Source organism: Kocuria sp. UBA5001 (assembly GCF_002398425.1).
In the GTDB taxonomy this organism is placed as follows: Bacteria; Actinomycetota; Actinomycetes; order Actinomycetales; family Micrococcaceae; genus Kocuria; species Kocuria salsicia.
In genome coordinates this window covers 74,809-98,325 of the sequence record NZ_DGYR01000001.1, presented here as the reverse complement: position 1 = coordinate 98,325, position 23,517 = coordinate 74,809, and the positions used below count along the sequence as shown (strand labels likewise).

Here is a 23,517-nt window from a genome sequence, read left to right as displayed (position 1 = left end):
GAGTTCGAGCAGATGGAGATCGAGTACTTCATCCACCCGGACGAGGCGAAGAAGTACTTCGACGAGTGGGTCGAGGCGTGCTGGGACTGGTTCGTGGACCTGGGCGTGAACCCGGACAACATGCGCCGCTACGACGTCCCGGCGGACGACCGCGCGCACTACTCGGACGGCACGATCGACATCGAGTACCGCTTCGGCTTCCAGGGCTCCGAGTGGGGTGAGCTGATGGGCGTGGCGAACCGCACGGACTTCGACCTCAGCAACCACACCGAGGCCTCCGGCACCAAGATGCAGTACTTCGACCAGGCCTCCGGCGAGCGCTACACCCCGTACGTGATCGAGCCGTCCTTCGGGCTGACCCGCTCCATGATGGCGTTCCTGGTGGACGCCTACCTCGAGGACGAGGCGCCGAACACCAAGGGCGGCGTGGACACCCGCACCGTGCTGCGCCTGGACCCGCGCCTGGCGCCGGTGAAGGCCGCGGTGCTGCCGCTGTCCAAGAAGGAGGATCTGCGCCCCGCCGCCCAGAATCTGGACGCCGAGCTGCGCCGCCGCTGGAACATCGACTACGACGACGCGGGGGCGATCGGGCGCCGCTACCGCCGCCAGGACGAGATCGGCACGCCGTTCTGCATCACCGTGGACTTCGACACCCTCGAGGACCAGGCGGTGACCATCCGCTCGCGTGATGAGATGACCCAGGAGCGCGTGGGTCTGGACCGCGTGCAGCAGTACCTGGCCGAGCGCCTGGAGAAGTAGGAACCGCATGAGCATCGACTACCGCCCCTGGCGCGAGGACGACGACCTGCGCCTGCTCGAACTGTGGCCGGACGCCGAGTCCGCACCGGTCCAGGCGTTCCGCGCCCGGCTGGGTGCGCAGGACCAGAGCGGGTTCTCCGTCACGCTCGTGGCCACCGACGACGGCGTCCCGGTCGCCGCCGGGGTCTGCTACGCCTCCGCGTGGCACCCGCAGCGGCTGTGGCTGTCCGTCGAGGTGGCCCCGGACCACCGGCGTGAGGGCATCGGCCGGGAACTGGTGTCCCGGTTGCGGGCCGCTGCCGCCGCCGGCGGGGTGGACGTCAGCGCCCTGCGCACCCGGGTGGCACCCGAGTCCACGGGGGAGGGCTTCGCCCGCTCACTGGGCTTCACGGGCGCCATGCGCTCGCGGGTGGTCCGCGTGGACGCCGGTGCCCTGCCGCTGCCCACGCTGGACAGCACCCCGGAAGGCGCGGCCACCGAGTCCGTGGAGGACCTGGCCACGGGCTCCGTGGAGCTCACACGCGCCGTCGAGGCGTTCTACCGAGCGGTCCACGAGTGGGACCCGGTGGGGGATGTGAGCATCGGCGCCGTCAACAAGCAGTTCCTCTCGGACACCGCCGGGGCCTACGGGGCCGTTGTGCTGCGCCGCGGCATCTCGCCGGAGGATGAGCGGGGCCAGATCGCGGCCTTCGCCGTGAGCTACCGCCCGTTCGACCCGGCCAACCCGCACGACGAGCCGCAGCCCAACGAGATCGCGGATGTGCTGCTCGGGTACGTGCCCGGCGCCGCCGGTGCCACGGAGGCGCAGACGGGTGCCGCGCTGGAGAAGCTGCTTGCGCTGCTCGTGAGCGACTACCCGGTGGAGGTCGAGGTGGACGACGCCATGGGCCCACTCGTGGCCGTGGTGGACAACCTCCTGGACGCCGGGGTGGCCCGCGTGATCACGGAGACGGAGACACTTGTCCTCGACTGAGGACCGGCCCCAGCCGATCCGTTGAACGTTGCAGCCCTCCCGTCGTGTTCGTGCTCGCCACGATCGGCTGCGCGGCCGCACCGTCCATCCCGGTCCTGGTGGCCGCACGGGCAGTGCTGGGACTCGCGGTGGGTGCCTCGTCCGTCGTCGTCCCGGTGTTTCTCGCGGAGCTTGCCCCCGTCCACCTGCGCGGGCGACTGGTGGCCCAGAACGAGCTGATGCTCGTGGGTGGGCAGGCGCTCGCGTTCGTGTTCAACGCGGGGCTGGCGACGGCCTTCGGCCACGTTGCGCACGTGTGGCGCTACATGCTCGTGCTCGCCACCGTTCCCGCCCTGGCGCTGTGGATCGGGATGACCGTGGTCCCGGAGTCCCCGCGCTGGCTGGCCGGACAGGGGCGGGCCGAGGAGGCGCGCCGGGCGCTGCACCGGATCCGAGAAGACGCCTACAGTCCACGGGAGGCCGAGCAGGTCCTGGAGCTCGCCGCGCGGGACGGAGACCGGGATCGTGACCGGCCATGCGCCGGGCTGCTGGACCTGGTGCGCATCCCGTGGATCCGCAGGGTCTTCGTGCTGGGTTTGTCCATGGCCGTGATCAACCAGATCTCCGGCATCAACGCCGTCCAGCACTACGGGGTGAGCGTGCTCCAGGACTCCGGATTCGGAGGCAACGGTGCGTTCTACGCGAACATCGTCCCCCGGCCTCGTGGGGTCGCGGCGGTGGCGCTGTCCATGGTGCTGCTGCGGCGCGTGGGCATGGGCGTGTGCGCGTGGCTGCTGTGGATGATGACCTTCGTGGTGGGGCTGATGCTCCCGCCGCTCACGAACGCCCTGGGCGTGGGGTGGACGGTGCTGGTTTTCGTGGCACTGCAGCTCGTGGCCCTGGTGTGGGTGCACCGGGTGGTTCCGGAGACCAGGGACCGGAGTCTGGAAGAACTCGGACAGCACTTTCGCGCGGTGTGAGCGTGTAGTGGACAATGGGGTCTCGCGCACCCCACCCGGGCCGTACCCTGCCCGGCAGTGGGCTGCCCGCTGAGACGGCACGGTGCGCCACTGCCGTCCGTCCCCGTCCGCCCGCACCAGGAGGAACCCGTCCGTGTCCTGTGAACTCAGCGTCGCCACCGTCCCGGAGGAGGGCGACTGCCCGCAGTGGGTGGCCCAGCCGGACGTCGCACGGCGGGCCCGGGCGCTGGGGGAACACTTCGAACAGGCCTTCGGACGCCCCCCGGTGGGCGTGTGGGCGGCACCGGGGCGGGCGAACCTCATGGGCGAGTACACCGACTTCTCCGGCGGCACGTGCCTGCCCTTCGCCCACCAGTACGTCACTCTCACAGCCGCGGCTCCGCGCACGGACGGGCTGCTGCGCGCGCGCTCGCTGCAGGACGCAGACGAGTCCGTGGCGGACGAGCGGCTGCGCGAGGTGCGCGTGGCGGACGTGGCCCCCGGCTCCGTCGGCGGCTGGTTCGGCTATGCGGCCGGCGTGGCGTGGGGCATGGACCGCGTGGCCACAGGCCGTTCGGCCCACCCCGTCGCGGTTCCCGAGCTCGCACTGGCCCCCGGCTTCGGGGCGGACCTCATGGTGGACTCCACCGTGCCGATCGGTGCTGGCCTTGCGTCCTCCGCGGCGCTCGAGTGCTCCGTGGCCCTCGCCCTGTTCTCGCTGAGCACGGGCAACGACGATCCGGACGAGGCCCCGCGCCGCGCCCTGGCCCGCGCGTGCATGGACGCGGAGAACTACATCGTGGGCGCCAACACGGGCGGTCTGGACCAGACGGCGTCCCTGCGCTCGCATGCGGGGGAGACACTGGCGCTGGACTGCCGGGACTTCGACGTGGCGAGCCTGCCCGCGGAGCCCGCCGCCGCCGGACTCACCTGGCTCGCGGTGGACACCCGCGCACCCCACCGGCTCGCGGACGGGCAGTACAGCTCCCGCCGCGCCGAGTGCGAGGCGGCCGCCGCGGTCCTCGGCGTGGGCCGGCTGCGGGACGCGCTGCCGGAGCACCCCTCGGAGGACGACGCCGCCGCGGCGCTCGCCCGCTTCGACGCCGTCCTCGCGGACGGTGCGCCCCTGGACGGCGACCCCGAGGGCGTGCGGCTGCGGCTGCGGCACTCGCTCACCGAGATGGTCCGCTCCGTGCGGATTGCGGACGAGCTCGCGACGCCGGACGCGGACTGGTCGCTCGTGGGCCGCCTGCTCGTGGCCGGCCACGAGTCCATGCGACTGGACTGCCAGGTCTCCGTCCCGGAGCTCGACGCCGCCGTGGCCGCGTGCGTCGACGCTGGCGCCCTGGGTGCCAAGGTGGTGGGCGGTGGCTTCGGCGGCTCCGTGCTGGCACTCGCCCCGGTGCACGCCGTTGACTCCCTGGCGCGCTCCGTGTGCTCCACCTTTGCCGAGCGCGGTTTCCGCGATCCTCTTTTTCTGACCCTGCAGCCGTCCCCTGCCGGCCGCCGGATCCTCTGAGCACACAGCCCCTGCCCGGCAGACTCGCTCTGCCACCCGCCCGGATTCTCCACCGCCCGTGTTCTTCACCCGTCCCCTCCGACCGTCTCAGACCGGGAGCCCCCAGTGTTCGCAGCACAGACCTCCGCCCGTCGCCTCAAACGGGGCACCGCCGCCGTGCAGCGCGGGGACGTCCCCGGAGCCCGGGAGGCGTTCTCGGACGCGCTGCGGACCGCGCGCCTGGGCGAGGCGTGGTGCCAGGCCGGCGACGCGGCGTCGTCGTTGGGAGACCTGGAGCGCGACGCCGGGAACCTCGCGGCCGCCGAGCACCACTACCGGATCGGGGCGGTGCAGTACCGCCGTGCGCCGCGCAGCGCTCGCACCGTGGGCGGGCGGGTGCGCTGCCTGGAGGAACTTGGGGACGTGCTGCTCGCGCAGGCCCGTCCGTGGGACGCGTACCGCGTGTTTCAGGAGGGGGCCGACGCCGCGGGGGTGGTGGATCCCGCGCGGCCCGCCGGGGAGGCAGACGGCCCGGTGTTCGTCACGCGCGAGGACCTGCGCTGGACCTCCCACCTGGCCACGGCGGCACAGGCGGCGGGACGGCGTCGGCTGGCCGCGGAGCACTACGAGACCGTGCTTGCGGGCTGCGAGCGGCGCCGGGACGTGGCCGGGCAGATTCTGTGCTGGCAGGGCCTGGCGCACCTGGCCGCTGCGGACATGGCCTGGCCCGAGGCGGCGCACGCGCTCACGAGCGCGTCCTCGCTGTACTCCTCGCTGCCGGATCCGGAGGTCCACACGGACGAGTGGGTGGCGTGCCTGCGGGAGCTCGGGCGGGTGTGCAAGACGTTGGGTCGCCGCGACGAGCAGATCCGGGTGTTCAAGCTGGCGGTGCGCATCGAGCAGATCGGGGCCGGGGTCGCACCCGGGAGTGAGACAATGGCGGGCGATGAACACCGAGACCACTGAGACCACGGACCGTGAACCGGCCGTGCTGAACCTGAAGCCGCTGCACCTGGGACCCCTCACCGTGGACGTCCCCGTGGTGCTGGCCCCCATGGCCGGGGTGACCAACAAGTCCTTCCGAAAGCTGTGCCGCGAGTACGGTGGGGGGCTGTACGTGACCGAGATGGTCACCGCACGTGCCCTGGTGGAGCGCAGGCCGGAATCCCTGCGGATCATCCACCACGACCCGGACGAGACCCCGCGCTCCATCCAGATCTACGGGGTGGACGCCGTGAACGTGGGCAAGGCCGTGCGGATGGTTGCGCAGGAGGACCGCGCGGACCACATCGACCTCAACTTCGGCTGCCCCGTCCCCAAGGTCACCAAGCGCGGTGGCGGCTCCGCCCTGCCGTGGAAGACGGACCTTTTCCGGGCCATTGTGGGCGCCGCCGTGCGCGAGGCCTCCGCGGCGGACATCCCCGTGACCGTAAAGATGCGCATCGGCATCGACGACGAGCACCAGACCTACCTGGACGCCGGACGCATGGCCCGCGACGAGGGCGTGGCTGCCGTCGCGCTGCACGGACGCACGATGGAGCAGCACTACTCGGGCACCGCGAACTGGGACGCCATCGCCCGCCTGCGCGAGGCACTGCCGGACATTCCCGTGCTCGGCAACGGGGACATCTTCTCCGCGGAGGACGCGGTGCGGATGGTCGAGCACACGGGGGTGGACGGCGTCGTCGTAGGGCGTGGCTGCCAGGGGCGGCCGTGGCTCTTTGGGGACCTGCAGGCCGCGTTCGAGGGCAGCCCCCGCCGCTACCGGCCGGGCGTGCGGAAGGTCGCGGACACCGTGTACCGCCACGCGGAGCTGCTCACCGAGGAGTTCGGGGACGAGGCCAAGGGCTGCCGCGAGATCCGCAAGCACGTGTCCTGGTACTTCAAGGGCTATCCGGTGGGAGGGGAGCTTCGCGCGAAGATGGCGCAGGTGCCCACCCTCGCCGCGCTGCGCGAGCTGCTGGACCAGCTGGACCTGGACCAGCCCTACCCGGGGGCGGACGTCGAGGGGCCCCGCGGCCGTGCCGGCTCGCCCAAGAAGCCGCACCTGCCGGACGGCTGGCTGGACTCGCGCATCCTGGGCGACGCCGAGCGCCTGGGCCTGTCGGCCGCCGAGCTCGACGTCTCGGGAGGCTGAGCACCGTGCACACCCCGGACCGTCTGGGCATCCTGGCCCCCGGTTACGAGCCCTCGGACGTCGAGCGCTTCGTCACCGAGGACCACCACAACCGGCACCGCAGCCACTTCGAGCGGGACCGCGCCCGCGTGCTCCACAGCTCCGCGCTGCGCCGGCTCGCCGCGAAGACGCAGGTGGTGGCGCCGCAGAGCGACGACTTCGTGCGCAACAGGCTGACCCACTCCCTGGAGGTCGCGCAGATCGGGCGCGAACTGGGCAAGGCGCTGGGCTGCGACCCGGACGTCGTCGACGCCGCGTGCCTGTCCCACGACCTCGGGCACCCGCCCTTCGGGCACAACGGCGAGACGGTGCTCGCGCAGCTGACACGGGAGATCGGCGGTTTCGAGGGCAACGCGCAGACGCTGCGGCTGCTCGTTCGGCTGGAGCCCAAGATCATGACTCCCACAGGGGAGCCCGCGGGACTGAACCTCACGCGGGCCACGCTGGACGCCACGTGCAAGTACCCGTGGTCCGCCACGGATGCCCCGCCTCGCGCGGACGGGCGGCCCAACCGGAAGTTCGGCGCGTACGAGGACGACCTTCCCGTGTTCGAGTGGTTCCGCGAGGGCGCGGTGGAGGGCCGCAAGTGTCTGGAGGCTCAGGTCATGGACCTCGCGGACGACATCTCCTACAGCGTGCACGACGTCGAGGACGCCGTGGCCGCCCATGCCCTGCAGCTCGAGGCGCTCGCGGATCAGCGTCAGCGCGCCCGGGTGGTCGAGTGCGCGCGCAGCTGGTACGTGCCCACCGCCACAGGATCCGAGCTCGATGCCGCGCTCGCCCGTTTGGAGGCCACCTCCGCCTGGGTGCCGCGCATGGACGGCACCCGCGGGGACCTCGCCCGGCTGAAGAACATGACGAGCCAGCTGATCGGGCGCTTCGCGATGTCCGCGGTGGAGGCCACGCGGGAGGTCGCGGGAGATGAGCCACTGACCCGCTACCGGGCGTCCCTCGTGGTGCCGTGGGAGACGGAGCTGGAGATCGCCGTTCTCAAGGGGATCGCCACCGCGTTCGTGATGACCGTGCGGGACGCGATGCCTCTCTACGACAACCAGCACGAGATCCTCACCATCCTGGTGGGGGCCCTCATGGAGACCGACGGGCGGTTCCTCGCGCCCGACTTCGCGGCGGACTGGCGCGCGCTGAGCGACGGCCCGGGGGTGGAGGCCGCGCGGCTGCGGCTCGTCGTGGACCAGATCGCGTGTCTCACGGACCACTCCGCCGTGGCGCTGCACGACAGGATTCGCGGCACCAACTGGCGCACGGGGGACAAGCCGCTCTGGTGAGGGCAGGGCGCTGGGTGCGGGCCCGACCGTGCGGCGCCTGTCGCGGTGCGTCCTGAGGCCGGTGCGGGAGCAGGACGGGGACCGGAATCGTTCCGCGCTCGCGGGGATTCCGTTCAACGGAGCCAGTGATGTGGACCATACGCACCTGAGATTAGGATCACGGTGTTCTTCGCTCACTGCCCCCTCACCCCACCGGAAGTGAATCCCGTGCGTTCCGTGCCTCCCACAGCCTCCCGCGGCGTCGTCCTGAGATCTCCGGCCTGGGTCGCACCCCTGTGCTGGGTCGCGGTGCTGCTCGACGGCTTCGACGCCGTGGTCCTCGGTGCCGTGATGCCCAGCCTCCTGGCCGATCCGGAGTGGTCAATGACGACCGGTCAGGGCACCGTGGTGGCCACCGCCGGGCTGTTCGGAATGATGCTGGGTGCGCTCGGCATGGGGTACCTCACGGACCGCTGGGGCCGGCGCAAGCTGCTCATCGGAGCGGTGATCGTGTTCTCGGTGCTCACCTTTGCCGCGGCCTTCGCGCCCACGATCCTCGCCTTCGGCGTACTGCGTTTCCTGGCCGGCCTCGGCCTCGGGGGCTGCCTGCCCACGGGCATCTCCATGGTCACGGAGTTCTCCCGTCCCGGTCGTGGATCCAACGCCACGACCGTGATGATGACTGGCTACCACGTGGGTGCCGTGCTCACGGCGGCGCTCGCCATCTGGGTGCTGGGGCACCTCTCGTGGCACGCCATGTTCGTCGTCGGCGCGCTGCCAGCGCTGGTCCTCGTGCCGCTCATGCTCGTCTTCCTGCCCGAGTCGCCGTCGTACCTCGCCTCACAGGGCCGTTACCAGGACGCCCGCCGGGTCGCAGACCACTACGGCATCCACCTGGAGCTGCCCACCGCCCACGGTGCGGGGGCCGTCCACAGCGACCCCCCGGTGTCGTCCTCCGTGCACGCACAGCAGGCCGAGAAGAAGGGCGCCGCACTGCTGCTCTCCGGCACCTACGCCCGCAACTCGGTGGTCATCTGGATCGCATCCTTCATGGGCCTGCTGCTGGTGTACGGGTTGAACACGTGGCTGCCGCAGATCATGCGAGCGGCGGACTACGACCTCGGCAACTCCCTCGGTTTCCTGGTGATCCTCAACGTGGGTGCCGTGGTGGGGCTGTGGATCGGCGGCCGCGTGGCGGACCGGATCACGCCGCGCGTGGCGAGCATCCTGTGGTTCGCAGCCTCCGCCGTGCTGCTCGCCGCGCTGGTCATCAGCCTGCCGCTGGCCGGGATCTACGTGATGGTCTTCCTCACCGGCTGCTTCGTGTTCTCCTCGCAGGTCCTCGTCTACGCGTTCACCGCGGCCAACCACCCGCCGCAGGTCCGGGCGACGGCGCTCGGGATGTCTGCCGGGGTGGGGCGGCTGGGAGCCATCAGCGGACCCATCCTCGGAGGATCGCTGCTGGGCGCCGGGCTGGCCTACCCGTGGGGGTTCTTCGCCTTCGCGGCGGTGGGCGCCCTCGGCGGGGTGGCAATGCTCGGGTCGAAGACCGTGGGGGCGCCGGACCGGGTCACACCGGATCGCGGCGCACCGGAACGGGGAGCGCCGCGCGCGGACGACGTGCCGGCATCCGGTTCCTGAGAGGGCCCGCGCGGGTGGCCTCGCCGCCGCTCACGGATGCTGCCGGCCTCCGACCTTCGCAGGCGGGGCGCGCAAGGGCGACCGGGCAGGGGGGGCGTCGTCGTCCTCACCGGAGACGACGCTCGGATCGCTGCCCTGACGCCCCGTGCGGGGCGGTCTGCACATGCCGCGGGCGCGGTGCTCGGCCGGTTTGACGGGGTGCCTAAACTGGCCCAGTGGCCGGACTGATCAAGCGCGAAGACATCGACGAGGTACGGGCGCGCACGGACATCCGCGAGGTCGTCGAGCAGTACGTGACGCTCAAGCCCGCGGGCATCGGATCGTACAAGGGGCTGTGCCCGTTCCACGACGAGCGCTCGCCGTCCTTCCACGTCCGCCCGCAGATGGGCACGTACCACTGCTTCGGCTGCGACGAGTCCGGGGACGTGATCGCGTTCCTCATGGAGATGGACCACACCCCCTTCACGGAGACCGTGGAGCGGCTGGCCGCGCGCATTGGCTACGAGCTGCACTACGAGCAGGGTGGGGCGCCCAACCGCGAGGAAGTCGGCCGTCGCCAGCGCCTGCTGGACGCCCACAAGGTGGCCGCCGAGTTCTTCCAGCGCAACCTCTACACACGCCAGGCCGCCGCGGCCCAGAAGTTCCTGGGGGAGCGGGGCTTCGACCAGGAGGCCGCCCGCACGTACGGCGTGGGCTACGCGCCGCAGGGCTGGTCCCACCTGCTGCAGCACCTGCGCAACCACGGCTTCACGGACCAGGAACTCAAGCTCACCGGCATGTTCTCCGAGGGCAACCGCGGGCTCTACGACCGTTTCCGCGGCCGGCTGATCTGGCCCATCCGCGCGGTGGCCGGGGAGGTCATCGGCTTCGGCGCGCGCAAGCTCTACGAGGACGACCAGGGGCCCAAGTACCTCAACACCCCGGAGACGCAGCTCTACAAGAAGTCCCAGGTGCTCTACGGCATCGACCTGGCCAAACGGCCCATCGCCAAGTCCAAGCAGGTGGTGGTGGTGGAGGGCTACACGGACGTCATGGCCTGCCACCTGGCCGGGGTCACCACGGCGGTCGCCACGTGCGGGACGGCGTTCGGGGCGGAGCACATCAAGATCGTGCGCCGCTTCCTCTCGGACGACTCCGCGGGTGGCGAGGTGGTCTTCACGTTCGACGGCGACGCCGCCGGGCAGAAGGCCGCGCTGCGCGCGTTCCAGGAGGACCAGCGGTTCGTGGCCCAGACCTACGTGGCTGTGGAGCCGAACGGCATGGACCCGTGCGACCTGCGCCTGGCGCGCGGGGACGTGGCCGTCCGCGACCTCGTTGACACCCGCACCCCGCTGTTCGAGTTTGCGCTGAGGGCCACCATCAAGGAGTACGACGTCAACAGCCTCGAGGGGCGACTGCGTGCCATGCGCGCGTGCGCACCCATCGTCGCGCAGATCCGCGATCCCTCCCTCCGCCCGGCGTACGCGCGGGAGCTCTCGGGCTGGCTCGGCATCGAGACGGACGAGGTGATGCGGGCAGTGGCCGCGGCGTCGGCGCAGCGCAGTGGTCCCGGCAACGACGGCGCCCGCTCCGGGCAGCGCGGCCAGGAACCCAGCCGCCTCGCCGGTGCCTCCCCGCAGGACGGCCGCGCACGGCCGGGCGACGTGGCACCCGGTTCCGGGTCCGACGACGATCGGGGTTCGCGGCCCGTGGAGCTGCCGGATCCCCGGGAGCCGGTGTCCCGCATGGAGCGGGAGGCACTGGAAGTGGTGCTGCAAGTCCCGGACCTCGTGCCCACGACCTACTGGGGGCACTTCGAGTCCGCGGGCATGACGTACCGCGTGCACCAGGTCATGCACGACGCCCTTGTCACTGCCCGCTCGGAGATCGGCGAGCAGGTCCAGGGCGGAAGGGTCTGGCTGGAAGCCGTCCGCAGCCACCTGCCCGATCAGCTGCACGGCTACCTGGCACAGCTGTCGGTCACACCGTTGCCGGCGGCCACGGAGCAGCAGATGCGCAACTACGCCGTGGGGGTGCTCACCTCGCTCGTGGAGATGCACATCAACCGGGAGAAGTCGGACAAGCTCGCGCACCTCAACCGGCTCAACGCCCAGCGCGAGCCGGACCTCTACCAGCAGCTCAACCGCGAGCTGCTCGAACTGGAGCTGCAGCGTCGCAGTCTTATGGGGGTGTGAGCCTCGGCATCTCGGCAGCGGCGGGGAGGGGCGCTGCCCTGAGGCCCGGGCGCTCAGACAAGTTGAGGATGCCCGCCACGGGAGGTAGAGTATCGTCTCGTCGCGCGGAAACGTGCACGTTCCCCCGTAGCTCAATTGGCAGAGCATTCGACTGTTAATCGAAGGGTTACTGGTTCGAGTCCAGTCGGGGGAGCCACCACGGAGGCCTCCTACCCGGAAGGGGAGGGGGCCTTTTTCGTGCCCTCTTCCGCCCGGACCGGTTCGGCCGTGCCAGATCCCCTGTGGCCTCGTGGCCCTGTGACGGAGCGGTGGTGTGCGTCCGACCTCCCGCGTCTAGGGTGTGAGTGCGCGACCGCGGGAGGTTCCGGTCATATGCAACGGATCCTGCGCCGTCACACCACCCCTGATCTCCTGGCCCAAGGACTTCCGCGATGACCGACTTCGAGTCAACCTCTTCACCACAGGCCGCCGCCTCCGGACGCGGCGCCACCGCCGTGCAGCAGAGCCCGGAACCACAGTCCCCAGCGCCGCAGGCACCGGCCCCCGCTCCCACGCCGCGGCAGATGTGGCACGACCCCTACGGCCGGTCCGCCATCCGGGCGCTGCAGACGCTGATCCTGGCAGTGGCGATCGGGCTGGTCGTGTGGCTGGCCGCAACGCTGAAGATCGTGGTGCTGCCGCTGCTCCTGGCCGTCATCATCGCGTCGGCCATGCACCCGATCATGCGGTTCCTCCGTAGGCGGGCCGGTTTCAACCGCATCTGGTCGGCGATCACCGGTCTGCTGGGCATCCTGGTGGGACTGGGCGCCGTGCTGTTCGGCATCGCGCTGACGGTGCGCAACGAGTGGTCCGACCTCGCGCAGAAGACCCAGGAGGGCGTGAACAAGCTGGTGGAGATCCTCACCGGCTGGGGCATCCCGCTGGACAGCACCCACCTGAACGAGTACTTCACCCAGGCCACCGAGTTCCTCAAGAACAGTGGTGCAGAGTCCAGCGCACTGTCCGGTGTCTCCGTGGTCACGGAGATCCTCACCGGTGCGCTGCTGATGATTGTGATGCTGTTCTTCTTCCTGCTGGACGGAGAACGCATGGCCGGTTTCCTGGTGGGGTTCCTGCCGGAGCGGCTGAGGGAGCGGGCCAACCAGGCCGGGCGCGCCTCCGTGCACGTGCTGGGCAGGTACATCCGGGGCACCGTGGTCATCGCGGCTTTCGCAGCTGTGTGCGACCTGATCACGATGCTCGTCATGCGGGTGCCGCTGGCCTTCCCCCTGGCTGCCCTGATCTTCCTGGGCGCCTTCATCCCCATCGTCGGAGCCCTGGTCACCGGGCTGGCGGCCGCACTGGTGGCGCTGGTGGCGGCCGGGCCGGTCGCCTCGATCGTGCTGGTCGTCGTGGTGATCCTCGTGAACCAGGTCGAGCACCACATCCTCCAGCCCAAGGTCATGGGCACCGCACTGGGCCTGCACGGCATCGTGATCATCGCGGCCCTGGCCATCGGCGCACACGAGGGCGGGGTGGCCGGCGCGCTGCTGGCGGTTCCCCTCACAGCGGTGGTCTGGGCCAGCTTCAAGACCTTCCGGGACATGCGCGACGGCGCCCCGGGCAAGTTGCCCGCAGAGGATGACGAGGCGGCACCGGCCGTGCGGGCCTGACCCAGCACCGTCGTCCCTCCCACCGCATGGCCGCGCGCCGGGGCGCGCGATCACCCCACTCATCTCACCTGGTGAACCGCTCGCCTGTGAAGATGCCCGGAATTTCCCCACCCCCTAGTGTTGAGACCCGCATCACAGGTAGTGGAGGAGGATCACCGTGACGGAACAGACCCCGGCCGAGGGAGTGGGTATCGTTCCCCCGCAGGTCAGCAGCGCATCCGGGAGGCCGCGGAGCAGGTGCTCGACGACGTCGTGGACCTGAGCCACGCGGTGCACGCGGACCCGGAGATCGCCTTCGAAGAGACTCGCACTGCCGCGAAGCTCACCACGGTCCTGGAACGGCACGGTTTCAGTGTGGAGACCGGGGTGGCGAACCTGGACACAGCGTTCGTGGCGTCCTACGGGACGGGACCGTTCGTCGTCGGCATCTGCGCGGAGATGGACGCGCTGCCCGGCGTGGGGCACGCGTGCGGACACAACATCATTGCCGCCTCAGGCGTGCTGGCGGGGATCAGCCTGGCCCCGGTCGCGGACGAGCTGGACCTCACCGTGAAGGTCTTCGGCACCCCCGCCGAGGAGTACGGCGGCGGCAAGGTCCTCATGCTGAACCAGGGGGTCTTCGACGGCGTCCACGCGGCCATGATGCTGCACCCGGGCGAGGAGGAGAACGCGGACCACGTGACGCGAGCTGTCGTGGACCTGGAGATCGAGTACACGGGCAAGCCCGCCCACTCCGCCGAGGCGCCACACCAGGGCGTCAACGCGGGGGACGCCGCCACCGTGGCGCAGGTGGCCATCGGGCTGCTGCGCCAGCACCTGCAGCCCGGTGAGCTGGTGCATGGCATCGTGCGCAGTGCAGGGGACGCCCCCAATGTGGTCCCGCACCGCGCGCGCCTTGCCTACGACGCCCGCGCGGACACCCTCGCCGAGCTCGAGGGCCCCGGCGGCGCCAAGGAACGACTGCTGCGCTGCTTCGAGGCCGGTGCCCTGGCCACCGGCTGCACGCTGGAGGTCCACGATGACTGGCCCGCGTTCTCCGAGTTCCGCAACGACGACCCCATGGTCGCCGCGTACCGGGCCAACGCCGAGTCCCTCGGCCGGGCGTTCACGGATGCGCCCATGAGCCGACGACGCCGCCTGGCCGGCTCCACGGACATGGCCAACGTCTCGCTGCGGATCCCCGCGATCCACCCCACCATCCTGGTGGAGGCCGGGGGTGCCACGTGCCACGAACCCGAGTTCGAGCGCTACTGCGCGCTGCCCGCGGCAGATACCGCGATGTGGGAGGGCGGTCTGAGCCTGGCCTGGACCGCCGCGGACATGGCCGCGGACCCCGCCCAGCGCGAACGCCTGGCCCGTACCGCGGAGGAGCTGGCGTCCCGTGACTGATCCCCACACCCACGGCAGCACCCCGGGCCCCGCGGCGTCGTCGCCCGGCGGTGCGGCCCCGGAGAGCAACCGGAGCCTCGCTGACCGGGCGCGGGAGTCCACGCCCACAGCGGCGCAGACCATCGTGCCGCGCCGCCAGAGCATCCCCGCCGGGCGCAGGGCGCTGTGGTGGGCGGTGTGCCTGTTCCCGTTCCTGGCCGCCTTCGTCCTGCAGTGGCTGTCCCCGCTGAACGGACCCCACCTGATCCTGGGCATCCCCGTGATCATGTGGTGGACCTGCATCCCGTGCAGCCTGCTGATCTGCCTGTTCCTGTGCATCGTGGAGTTCACGCGCACGGACCAGGACCGCGAGGAGGTCCTGGACCTGCTGGCCTCCCGGGTGGGGGACGAGCGCCGCGCGGCCGCCCGCGCCGACTCCGGCACCAGGGACCCGCTGGCCGCGACCGGCACGCACCCCGCACCCAGCGGCCCCGAAGAGACCCCGTGAGCACCATTGTCGTCGTCACTCTGGGAGGCATCCTCCTCATCGCGGCGCTGGGCTTCATGGGCCGGCGCAGCCCGGACCGGGACCTCGCCGAGTGGACCGTGGGCGGGCACAACTTCGGCACCACCACCACGTGGCTGCTCCAGGCCGGGGAGGTCTTCACCACCTTCACGTTCCTGGGCACCGCGGGCCTGGTGGTCTCCGGCGGAGCGGCGTCCTTCTACTCCATGCCTTACGTGCCCCTGGGCTACATCGCCATGTACTTCATCGGCCCCAAGATCTGGCGCCTGGCCCGAGCCCGCGGGCACCTCACCCAGGCGGACTTCCTCCAGGACGTCTACAACTCCCGGTTCCTGGGCATCCTGGTGGCCGTGGCCGGCGTCGTGTTCCTGCTGCCGTACCTGCAGCTGCAGATCACCGGGCTGGGACTGATCGTGGAGCTCGTGACCGGCAACGCCTCCCTGGGCAACTGGTCCATGGTGATCGCCTTCGTGCTGGTGGTGGCCTTCGTCCTGTGGTCCGGGCTGCGCGGGGTGGCCACCACCGCGTACTTCAAGGACGTGCTGATGATCCTCATGCTGTTCGTGGTGTGCGTATCCGTGCCGATCCACTACACGGGCGGTTTCACGAACGTGTTCCACACTGTGCAGGAGCAGATGCCGCAGAAGCTCTCGGTGCACGGCACGGGGGAATACGGCATTCCGTGGTACGTGTCCAACATGGCCATCAGCGCCATCGGGTGCGCCTTCATCACCATGCCCAACGACTGGCCGCCTGTGCTCTCCGCCCGCAGCTCCACCGTGCTGCGTCGCAACTACCTGTTCCTGCCGTTCTACAACACGCTGATCGTGATGCCCCTGGTGGTGGGCTACGTGGCTCTGGTGGTCCTGGGCACCGGCGCGGACCCGGACAGCTCCCTGCTGACGCTGGCCTCCGGGGTGTTCCCGGGGTGGCTGATGGGTGTGCTGGCGGTGGCTGGCATCGCCACCGCCATGGTGCCCTCCGCGTCCCTGCTGATCGCCACCGGCACCCTGGTGTCCCGCAACCTGATCCGCGCCCGCACGGAGAAGGCGCAGTTCGCCACGACGCAGGTCACGGTGGTGGTCGCCACCGCCGCGGCTCTCGGACTGGCCGTGGCCATGCCGGACCTGCTGGCCAACCTGCTCCTGCTCACGTTCTCCGGCATGGACCAGCTGGCCCCGGCCATCGCGGCGGCCCTGCTGCTGCGGCGCCGGATCGCGGCGTCGTCCATCCTGGCCGGTGCGCTGACGGGACTCGCGCTGGTGATCGGCTACACGTTCTGGTGGCACCTTCCGTGGGCCATCAGCGAGGGCATCATCGGGCTGGCCGCCAACATCGCTGTGGTCGCCCTGTGCGAGGCGTTCCGCCGCGTGCGCACCGGGCAGCGGGCCCCGGTGCGCTCCGAAGAGGAGCGGGAGCTGCTGCGCGCCTGAGTTCTGGAAGCGGCGGCCTGCGAGCCGCCCCTCCGAACGGTGCAACCGCACTGGGCGGAGGGGCGCTCTCCTCCACCACCGCTGCGAGGCCTGCCACGCCCCCGAGCACTCGAGCCCGCGCAGTGCCCTACTAAAGTGAGCGGTGCTGCGCTCGTGCAGTTCCACGACGACAGGTGGGTGATTCGGCTCCATGACCCTCGCGTCCCGTCGCCTCAGTCTGGTGGTGGCGCTGCTGTACTTGACGTGGCTCGTAGCCCCGCTGCTGAACCCGCAGCTGCATCCGTGGACGTCCTACGCCTCGGAGTACGTCGTGGCGGACCACCCCGCGGGCACGATGCCGCGCACCACGGACGGGATCTTCGGGATGCTGCTGATCATGATGGCCGTTCTGTCCCACTCTCGGGCCCGCACACCACGGCGCGGGCTGCCAGACGGCCTCGGTGCACCGAAGGCCGCCCCGACCCCGCGGCGTCGTGGGCGCTTCGCTGTCCGGGATCGACGTGCTGATCACCAGGATCCCCACCGAGGGGATCACGCAGCGGGCGTCGATGGTGGTGATCGTCGTGTGGCTCGTTGCCGTGTCCGGTCTTCCCGTGGTCGAACGGGTGCGGACGTCGCTCGAAACGACCCCGGCATGGGCACCCCCACGGGAGCGCTGTGGCGGGAGCACCTGCGGGAGCTCGTCGTCATGGGCGAGCCGACCCGCGTGCTGGACATCGGCTCCGGACCCGTTGTTGCGTGCTGCTCGGGCGTGGCCTCCGTGCTGTGGGACTGGGCCCCCGTGGTCGAGCTGCTGCGAGGGGAGCACCGTGTGATCGTGCTGGACCGCCCCGGATACGCGCCGGGCCAGCAGGTCTCCGAGACACTCCCGACCCTCGATACCGAGGCGGCCCGACTGCTCGCGGTCCTCACCGCGCTGGGAGCCACTGGCCCGGTGACGGCAGTGGGCCACTCCTTCGGCGCGGCGGTCGTGGAGGCGGCGGCCCGCCTCCATCCCGGCAGGCTGGGGTCCCTGGTGTTCCTGGACGGCTCTGTCCCCGAGGCCGAGGGCGCGGACTGGGCGCACGACGGGGCCCGCGCCGCTGGCCGCTTCCGTCACGGCACCCACCCCGCGGTTCGATCCACGTTCGTGCGGGTGCTCTGGCAACTGGTGGGGCCCGCCGTCTCGGTGGCGCTAGTTCCAGGACGGCGGGGCGTGGCGCGGGCGATGGGCGGACTGCGCGCCGAGGGCTCCTCCTCGAACATCCTGCTGGCCTCGCTGCGCGACCTCGCGGGCTACGTGGCCTGCATGAACCGGCTCCGCGAACTGCGCGGTCGCATGCCCCTGGAATCCGGGGTGCCCCTCACGGTCGTGGCCGCCAACGGCCGCGTACCCCGCCCGGGGCTCAGCCGGTGGGCTCGCCACGTCCTGGCCCAGGCCGCCCGGCTTGCGCAGGAGACCTCCGTGCGCCGCGTGGTGGTGTCCCGCAGCGGCCACTTCGTGATGCTTGACCAGCCCCGTTGCACCGCCGAGCTGATCGCCGAGGCCGCTCGCTGACCCCCGGGCCACCCGCGGACACCGCTCGGTACGTCTGGGCAGCTCTCACCAGCGGGGCCTGAGCGACGGCGGGATCGTCGTGCGGATTTGGCCCCTGCGGGGGGCCGCAGCCCTGGGGCTCGTGCCGTTCACGGCGTCATCGAACGTCCTGGGCGGTCACGGCACGGCGGCGCGAGCTCAATGCTCATGGGCTGGCGGTGGGGGACCTGTGGGGCCGTCCAGCAGCGGTCCAGCGAAGATCGTTGCGTTCTCATGGTCTACCCCGACACCGGCCACCGCTACGCCGGGGTGGTCCGCTCAGGGTTCGAACACGTGCCGCCCGTCACCGACTACACGCCGCACCGCCTGGTCTCCCGGGGGCAGGCCCAGCGGCTGCCCTGGTACTGCGTTCACTGGGGCGGCTCGGTGCCCGGTCAGGGTCTCAGATGACGTGCTCCTCCCGAGCGCGGCTGACCGCTGCGGTGCGGTTGTCCACGCCGAGCTTGTCGTAGATGTGCACCAGGTGCGTCTTCACAGTGGCCTCGGAGATGAAAAGGGACTTCGCCAGCGCCCGGTTGGACGCGCCCGTGGCGAGCCCGCGGAGGATGTCGATCTCGCGCGCGCTCAGGGTGGCCCCTGGCGCGCGCACGCGGCTCACCAGGTGGGCGGTCACTGACGGCGAAAGCACCGGACGCCCCGCCGCGGCGTCGTGCACCGCCTGCCCGATGGTCGCGGGCTGGGCGTCCTTGAGCAGGTAGCCGGTGGCGCCGGCCTCGAGGGCAGCGACGACGTCCGCCTGGGTGTCGTACGTGGTCAGGATCAGCACGGGCGGTCCACCGGACGCGACGATCCGCCGGGTGGCCTCCAGCCCGCCCATGCCCTGCCCCATCTGCAGGTCCATGACCACCACGTCCACCCCGTGCGCCGGGCGCGCGAGCACGTCCAGCGCGCCGCGCCCGTCCTGCGCCTCCGCACACACGGTGATGTCCCCGAGGGACTCGAGCACGGCGCGCAACCCGGCGCGCACCACGGGGTGGTCGTCCACCAGCAGCACCTGGGTGGTCATGAGGGACTCCTGTCTCCGGGGGTGTGGTGGGGCGGTGCGGGCAACGACGACGCCGCGTCCGCGAGCGGCAGCCGCACGTTCACCACGGTGCCGCCGTGCGGTTCGGACTCCACCGTCAGCTCGGCGCCCAGCTCCTCCGTGCGGCGTCGGAGGTGGGAGAGGCCGTAGGAGTCGTCGCGCCCCCGGCGAGCCGCTGCGCGGGGGTCGAAGCCCACGCCGTCGTCCACGACGTCCAGGGTCACGGCGTCCTCCCACCCCGCGAGCGTGACCACCGCGCGGGAGGCGTGCGCGTGGGAGGTCACGTTCGCCAGGGTGGACTGTGCCGCACGGATGAACAGGGTCCGCTGGGGACCCGTGAGCTCGGGGAGCTCGCCCTGCACCGAGAACTCGCACGTGAGCCCGGTGCCCGCGGCACGCGCGCCCTCCTCGGTGCGGTGGCAGACCTCCGAGAGCGCACCGGGCAGGGACTCGTCCAGGGCGGGGGAGGCGAGGTCCCGCACGAACCGGCGGGCCTCGGCGAGGTTCGCGGCCGCGGTTCCCTCGATGGTGGCCAGGCGAGCGGCAGCGACATCCTGCTGGCCGTCCGCGAGGGACTGCTGGCCCGCACGGGAGACCAGCACGATGGACGTGAGCCCCTGGGCGAGCGTGTCGTGGATCTCCCGGGACAGTCGCTCCCGCTCGGCCATGGTACCTGCCGCGCGCTCCTGGCGTGCGAGCTCCTCGCGTGTGGACTCGAGCTGACGGATGACCCGCACGTGGCGCTGGGCGTCCCGATAGAGGGCGCGGTAGCCGTAGCTCACGAGCAGCGCGACCACGGCACCGATCGCCGGGCCGATCACCATGGGTGCGGTGAAGGACCCGCTGGGCGTGTGGAGGTACTGCGAAACCCCCACCACACCCACGAGCAGCGCCACGCACACCAGGGCCACCGGGGGGCTCAGCAGCACCGGGTAGAGGAAGAAGAGGGGGAAGACCACCCAGGAGAAGTCCGCGCTCTGCAGCGCGAGCAGCGCCCACAGCAGGGTGACGACGAACAGCCACGCCGGTGCCAGGCGCATGGTGGCGCGGCCCGCGCGGCCGCGCGCCACGCGGTTCTCCGCAATGGTTCCCGCCAGGTAGAACGCGGCGAGCACCAGCGCACCGCACAGCAGCGTCACCAGCGGGGCCGTGTGGCCCCGTGGCCAGCTCAGCAGCGCGCGCACGAGCGCGAGCGCGAGCAGCCCGGCGAAGCTCACGTGCAGCGTGACCCGCATGGTGCGCAGCAGCACGGGGGTGGACAGCTCGTGGCGCACGGTGTGCCTTCCTCGACGGTGCTCTGCGGACGGCGACGGGTGCCGGACGGGCAGCCGAAGTCCATGGTCATGGTACGCACGGGCCACCCGGTGGACATCAACCGAACGGTTGATCCGCGGTTCAACCGCTCGCGCCCCGACCTTCAACCGGGGTGGCGATCCCCGCGTGCCGCCGCCGCCGGAGACTGGAGGCAGTTGTCCACCACACCTTCGTCACGGGAGCCACCCCATGTTCTTGTCCCTGAGGGACATCACCTTCGCCAAGGGCCGCTTCGCGCTGCTCGCCACGGTCGTGGCGCTCATCACCCTGCTGCTGGTCCTGCTGACCGGTCTGACCAACGGACTCGGTCACCAGAACACGTCAGCGCTCGAGCGCCTGGCTGCCCAGAGCCTCGTGCTGAGCGCGCCCCCGGGGGATTCCGGCACGTCCTCGTTCACCACGTCGCAGATCACGGACGGCGAGCTGCAGAGGTGGCGCGACGGCGTGGGCAAGGACAGCGTGGAGCGCCTGGGGATCACCCAGACCAGCGCCCGCAGCGGTGCCGAGACCCAGGACGCGAGCACCACGACGTCGCGCGCGGGCACCACCGCGGCCGCCGCCATCGCCCTGGAGCCGAGCTCGAAGCTCGCCCCGGACCTGAAGGCGTCCTCCGGCCAAACCCATCCGGACGAGGGCCAGGTGGTGCTGAGCAGCACTCTGGCCGACGACATGCACGTCTCCGTGGGGGACACCGTCTCCATGGGCGGCAAGGCCCTGAAGACCACCGGCGTGGTCGAGGACGAGTACTACAGCCACGTTCCGGTGGTGTGGATGAGCATGGCCGACTTCCCGGCGTTGGCCCACACCACGAGTGACGAGCAGGCCACTGCGCTGGCCCTGACCACGCAGGACTACCCGCAGGAGCTGCCTGGTGACACCGACACCGTGGCCATGAGCACCAAGGAGGCGTTCGCAGCACTTCCCGCCTATGAGTCCGAGCGCGGTTCGCTGCTGATGATGCAGGGCTTCCTGTACGGGATTTCTGCACTGGTCGTGGTCTCCTTCCTGACCGTGTGGACCATTCAGCGCACCCGTGACATCGCGGTGCTGCGCGCCCTGGGTGCCGACCGTGGCTACGTGGTGCGGGACTCGATCGTGCAGGCGGCCGTGGTCCTGACGCTGGGCGTGCTCGTGGGCGGCGCACTCGGACTGCTGGGTGGGCTGCTCGCGGGATCCGCCGTGTCGTTCCAGCTGAGCCTGGCCAGCGTGGGACTGCCCGTGCTGGGTGTGCTCGTCCTGGGCCTGCTCGGCTCCCTGCTCGCGGTGCGCCGCGTTTCCACCGTCGACCCGATGATTGCCCTGGGAGGTAACTGACCATGCACGCTTCCGACACCAAGCCCCGCCACCGCGCCGATGCCCACGGCCCCGCCGAGTTCGTGGGCCAGGACGACCACCGGACCGAGCACCTCGCCGGCGACGAGCTCGAGTCCCGTCATGGGGGCCCCTGCGGCACCCGCCACGCGGATGCCGACGCCGCCGCGCTGGATGTGCGCGACGTGTGCCTCGAGTACCCGGACGGCACCGCCGCGGACGGCACTGCGCGCACCGTCACCGCCCTGGACCACGTGCACCTGACACTGCACCGCGGCACGATGACGGCGCTGATCGGGCCCTCGGGCTCCGGCAAGTCCTCGCTGCTCGCCGTGGCGGCCGCCCTGATCCGCCCGACCTCCGGCACCGTCACCGTGGCGGGGGAGTCCCTCACGAAGCTGCCCGAGAAGGAGCTCGCGAGGATCCGCCGAGGGCACACCGGCATGGTCTTCCAGCAGCCCAACTTGCTGGCGGCCCTGACGTCGCGCGAGCAGCTCGTGCTCGCCGCCCACATCGCAGGGGCCCGCGGCAAGGAGCTGAAGGCCGCCGGGAAGCGCGCGGACGAGTTGCTCGAGCAGGTGGGCCTGACGGACTGTGGGGACCGCCGCCCCCACCAGCTCTCCGGCGGGCAGCGCCAGCGCGTGAACATTGCCCGGGCGCTCATGAACGACCCCCAGCTGCTGCTCGTGGACGAGCCCACCGCGGCACTGGACCAGGAGCGCTCACGCAGCATCATGGAGCTGCTCGCCAGCCTCACCCACGAGTTCTCCCTCGCATCCCTCGTGGTCACCCACGACACCGAGTTCGTGCCGCTCGCCGACGAGTGCGTGACCATGGAGGACGGCCGCCTGCGGTGACTGCACGGGGCCCGTGTGTCGGGCTCCGGCGGGGCCGGAGGCCTCCCGGGCGGATGGTAGTTTGAGACCAGATCGTTCCATCACCACCACCACGCACTCACCGGAGGCGGCATGAGCCACGCAGTGGGCCCCAACAGCGGCCACTCACCCACCACAGGAACCCGCACCACCAAGAGGCCGGGGGCGGCACCCATCACGGACGTCGTCAAGGTCTTCGTGCGCCTGCTCCCCAAGCAGCTCAAGGACGAGGCCCAGCTGGCCGTCCTCGAGCTCAAGGACAAGGGCATCAAGGTGGGTGTGGGCGCTGCGTTCGTCGTCGTCGGCCTGCTCTTCCTGGGTCTCGCGGTGATCGCCTTGGTCGGCGCGGCCATTGCCGGGCTCTCCCACGTGATGCCCGCGTGGCTCGCGGCCCTGCTGCTCGCCGTCGTGTTCATCGTGGTCCTCGCCGTCCTGGCTCTGATCGGTGTCTCCAAGATCAAGAACGCCATGCCGCTCGTGCCGGAGAAGACGATCTTCGGGCTGCGCTACGACCTCGGCGTCCTCAAGGAGGGCTCCGCGTACAACGAGGGCCGCGTCCAGCGCGAGATCAACGAGGCCGAGCAGAAGAAGCAGCGCGAGAAGGAGGAGGCCGCGAACGATCCGAACCGCGTCAAGCCGGTCAAGCCCACCGAGGAGCAGTTGCGCTCCCGCCTGAAGCTGCGCCGCGAGCACCTCAAAAGCCTGCGCGACGACGCCCAGAACCGCGCGGACTCCGTGCAGGCCGCCACCAAGGGCTTCGTCAACCGCACCTCGCGCACCGTGAAGGCCACCCAGGCCTCCGTGAAGAGCATGTTCGCCTCCAAGGGCGGCACGCAGGGCGTGCGCGCGGAGGGCTCCACCTCTGCGGCGGACGTGCTCAGCGAACGCTGGCAGCCGCTGGCCGTCGCCGCTGCGGCAGGAACCGCGTTCCTCGTGTTCCTGCGGAAGCTTCTGCGCAAGTAGTTCGAGCAGCCCACGGGCGGCTCTGTCGAGCTGTTTCCCGAGGCACCGGGC

20 protein-coding genes and 1 tRNA gene are annotated in these 23,517 nt (G+C 71.1%); 19 read left to right on the top strand and 2 right to left on the bottom strand.

The annotated features are described in order from the left end of the window. The 16 genes from B3G12_RS00475 to B3G12_RS00400 all read left to right on the top strand — a co-directional run. Nucleotides 1-759: glycine--tRNA ligase (locus B3G12_RS00475; protein WP_290498566.1), on the top strand; the 759-nt coding region annotated here is incomplete at its 5' end. Nucleotides 760-766: 7 nt separating this feature from the next. Further along, nucleotides 767-1,732 carry a GNAT family N-acetyltransferase gene (locus B3G12_RS00470; RefSeq protein ID WP_144942297.1) on the top strand — a complete coding sequence of 322 codons (966 nt, stop codon included), beginning with the start codon at nt 767-769 and terminating at the stop codon, nt 1,730-1,732. Nucleotides 1,733-1,782: 50 nt separating this feature from the next. Beyond that, nucleotides 1,783-2,691: an MFS transporter gene (locus B3G12_RS00465; RefSeq protein WP_290498565.1), complete on the top strand. Its 909-nt coding sequence runs from the start codon at nt 1,783-1,785 to the stop codon at nt 2,689-2,691. A 133-nt stretch (nt 2,692-2,824) separates the two neighbouring features. After that, on the top strand, nt 2,825-4,189 hold the full coding sequence (locus B3G12_RS00460) for a galactokinase (protein ID WP_244944764.1): 1,365 nt from the start codon (nt 2,825-2,827) through the stop codon (nt 4,187-4,189). Nucleotides 4,190-4,294: 105 nt separating this feature from the next. Continuing rightward, entirely contained in the window at nt 4,295-5,134 is an 840-nt protein-coding gene (locus tag B3G12_RS00455) for a hypothetical protein (RefSeq protein ID WP_144942295.1), read from the top strand. After that, nucleotides 5,115-6,305, top strand: coding sequence for a tRNA dihydrouridine synthase DusB (gene dusB / locus B3G12_RS00450; RefSeq protein ID WP_144942294.1), 1,191 nt, complete (start codon nt 5,115-5,117; stop codon nt 6,303-6,305). Before B3G12_RS00455 ends, dusB begins: the two co-directional genes overlap by 20 nt. A gap of 5 nt (nt 6,306-6,310) precedes the next feature. Continuing rightward, a complete protein-coding gene (locus B3G12_RS00445) occupies nt 6,311-7,630 on the top strand; it encodes a deoxyguanosinetriphosphate triphosphohydrolase (protein WP_144942293.1) in 1,320 nt (439 codons plus the stop codon). Nucleotides 7,631-7,846: 216 nt separating this feature from the next. Continuing rightward, a complete protein-coding gene (locus B3G12_RS00440; RefSeq protein ID WP_222128304.1) occupies nt 7,847-9,250 on the top strand; it encodes an MFS transporter in 1,404 nt (467 codons plus the stop codon). A 215-nt stretch (nt 9,251-9,465) separates the two neighbouring features. Further along, entirely contained in the window at nt 9,466-11,424 is a 1,959-nt protein-coding gene (gene dnaG, locus B3G12_RS00435; protein WP_144942292.1) for a DNA primase, read from the top strand. Nucleotides 11,425-11,544: 120 nt separating this feature from the next. Then, nucleotides 11,545-11,620: transfer RNA gene (locus B3G12_RS00430), tRNA-Asn, on the top strand. A 235-nt stretch (nt 11,621-11,855) separates the two neighbouring features. Beyond that, nucleotides 11,856-13,076: an AI-2E family transporter gene (locus B3G12_RS00425; protein ID WP_144942291.1), complete on the top strand. Its 1,221-nt coding sequence runs from the start codon at nt 11,856-11,858 to the stop codon at nt 13,074-13,076. Between the two features lie 120 nt (nt 13,077-13,196). Continuing rightward, nucleotides 13,197-14,465, top strand: a complete 1,269-nt coding sequence (locus B3G12_RS00420; RefSeq protein ID WP_290498557.1) for a M20 family metallopeptidase — start codon at nt 13,197-13,199, stop codon at nt 14,463-14,465. Further along, a complete protein-coding gene (locus B3G12_RS00415) occupies nt 14,458-14,952 on the top strand; it encodes a hypothetical protein (RefSeq protein WP_290498555.1) in 495 nt (164 codons plus the stop codon). The genes B3G12_RS00420 and B3G12_RS00415 overlap by 8 nt, the downstream gene beginning before the upstream one ends. Beyond that, nucleotides 14,949-16,403: a sodium:solute symporter family protein gene (locus B3G12_RS00410; protein ID WP_290498554.1), complete on the top strand. Its 1,455-nt coding sequence runs from the start codon at nt 14,949-14,951 to the stop codon at nt 16,401-16,403. Before B3G12_RS00415 ends, B3G12_RS00410 begins: the two co-directional genes overlap by 4 nt. A 190-nt stretch (nt 16,404-16,593) precedes the next feature. Beyond that, entirely contained in the window at nt 16,594-17,940 is a 1,347-nt protein-coding gene (locus tag B3G12_RS00405) for an alpha/beta fold hydrolase (RefSeq protein WP_290498552.1), read from the top strand. 252 nt (nt 17,941-18,192) lie between these two features. Continuing rightward, the gene (locus B3G12_RS00400; protein WP_290498550.1) at nt 18,193-18,369 is read left to right on the top strand and encodes a hypothetical protein; all 177 of its coding nucleotides are present in this window, start codon (nt 18,193-18,195) and stop codon (nt 18,367-18,369) included. Here the strand turns inward: B3G12_RS00400 and B3G12_RS00395 are convergent. Together B3G12_RS00395 and B3G12_RS00390 are read right to left on the bottom strand one after the other, a co-directional pair. Next, complete coding sequence (locus B3G12_RS00395; protein WP_145010468.1) at nt 18,362-18,985, bottom strand: response regulator; 624 nt, start codon at nt 18,983-18,985, stop codon at nt 18,362-18,364. The two genes, B3G12_RS00400 and B3G12_RS00395, sit on opposite strands and share 8 nt — an antisense overlap. Beyond that, a complete protein-coding gene (locus tag B3G12_RS00390; protein ID WP_145010465.1) occupies nt 18,982-20,277 on the bottom strand; it encodes a sensor histidine kinase in 1,296 nt (431 codons plus the stop codon). Before B3G12_RS00390 ends, B3G12_RS00395 begins: the two co-directional genes overlap by 4 nt. 229 nt (nt 20,278-20,506) lie before the next feature. On the opposite strand from B3G12_RS00390, the gene B3G12_RS00385 reads away from it, so the two are divergent. The 3 genes from B3G12_RS00385 (at nt 20,507) to B3G12_RS00375 (ending at nt 23,466) form a co-directional block, all read left to right on the top strand. Next, nucleotides 20,507-21,631, top strand: a complete 1,125-nt coding sequence (locus tag B3G12_RS00385; protein WP_290498548.1) for an ABC transporter permease — start codon at nt 20,507-20,509, stop codon at nt 21,629-21,631. A 2-nt stretch (nt 21,632-21,633) separates the two neighbouring features. Then, complete coding sequence (locus B3G12_RS00380; protein ID WP_290498546.1) at nt 21,634-22,485, top strand: ABC transporter ATP-binding protein; 852 nt, start codon at nt 21,634-21,636, stop codon at nt 22,483-22,485. 111 nt (nt 22,486-22,596) lie between these two features. Then, entirely contained in the window at nt 22,597-23,466 is an 870-nt protein-coding gene (locus B3G12_RS00375) for a phage holin family protein (protein WP_144942284.1), read from the top strand. Nucleotides 23,467-23,517 lie beyond the last annotated feature (51 nt).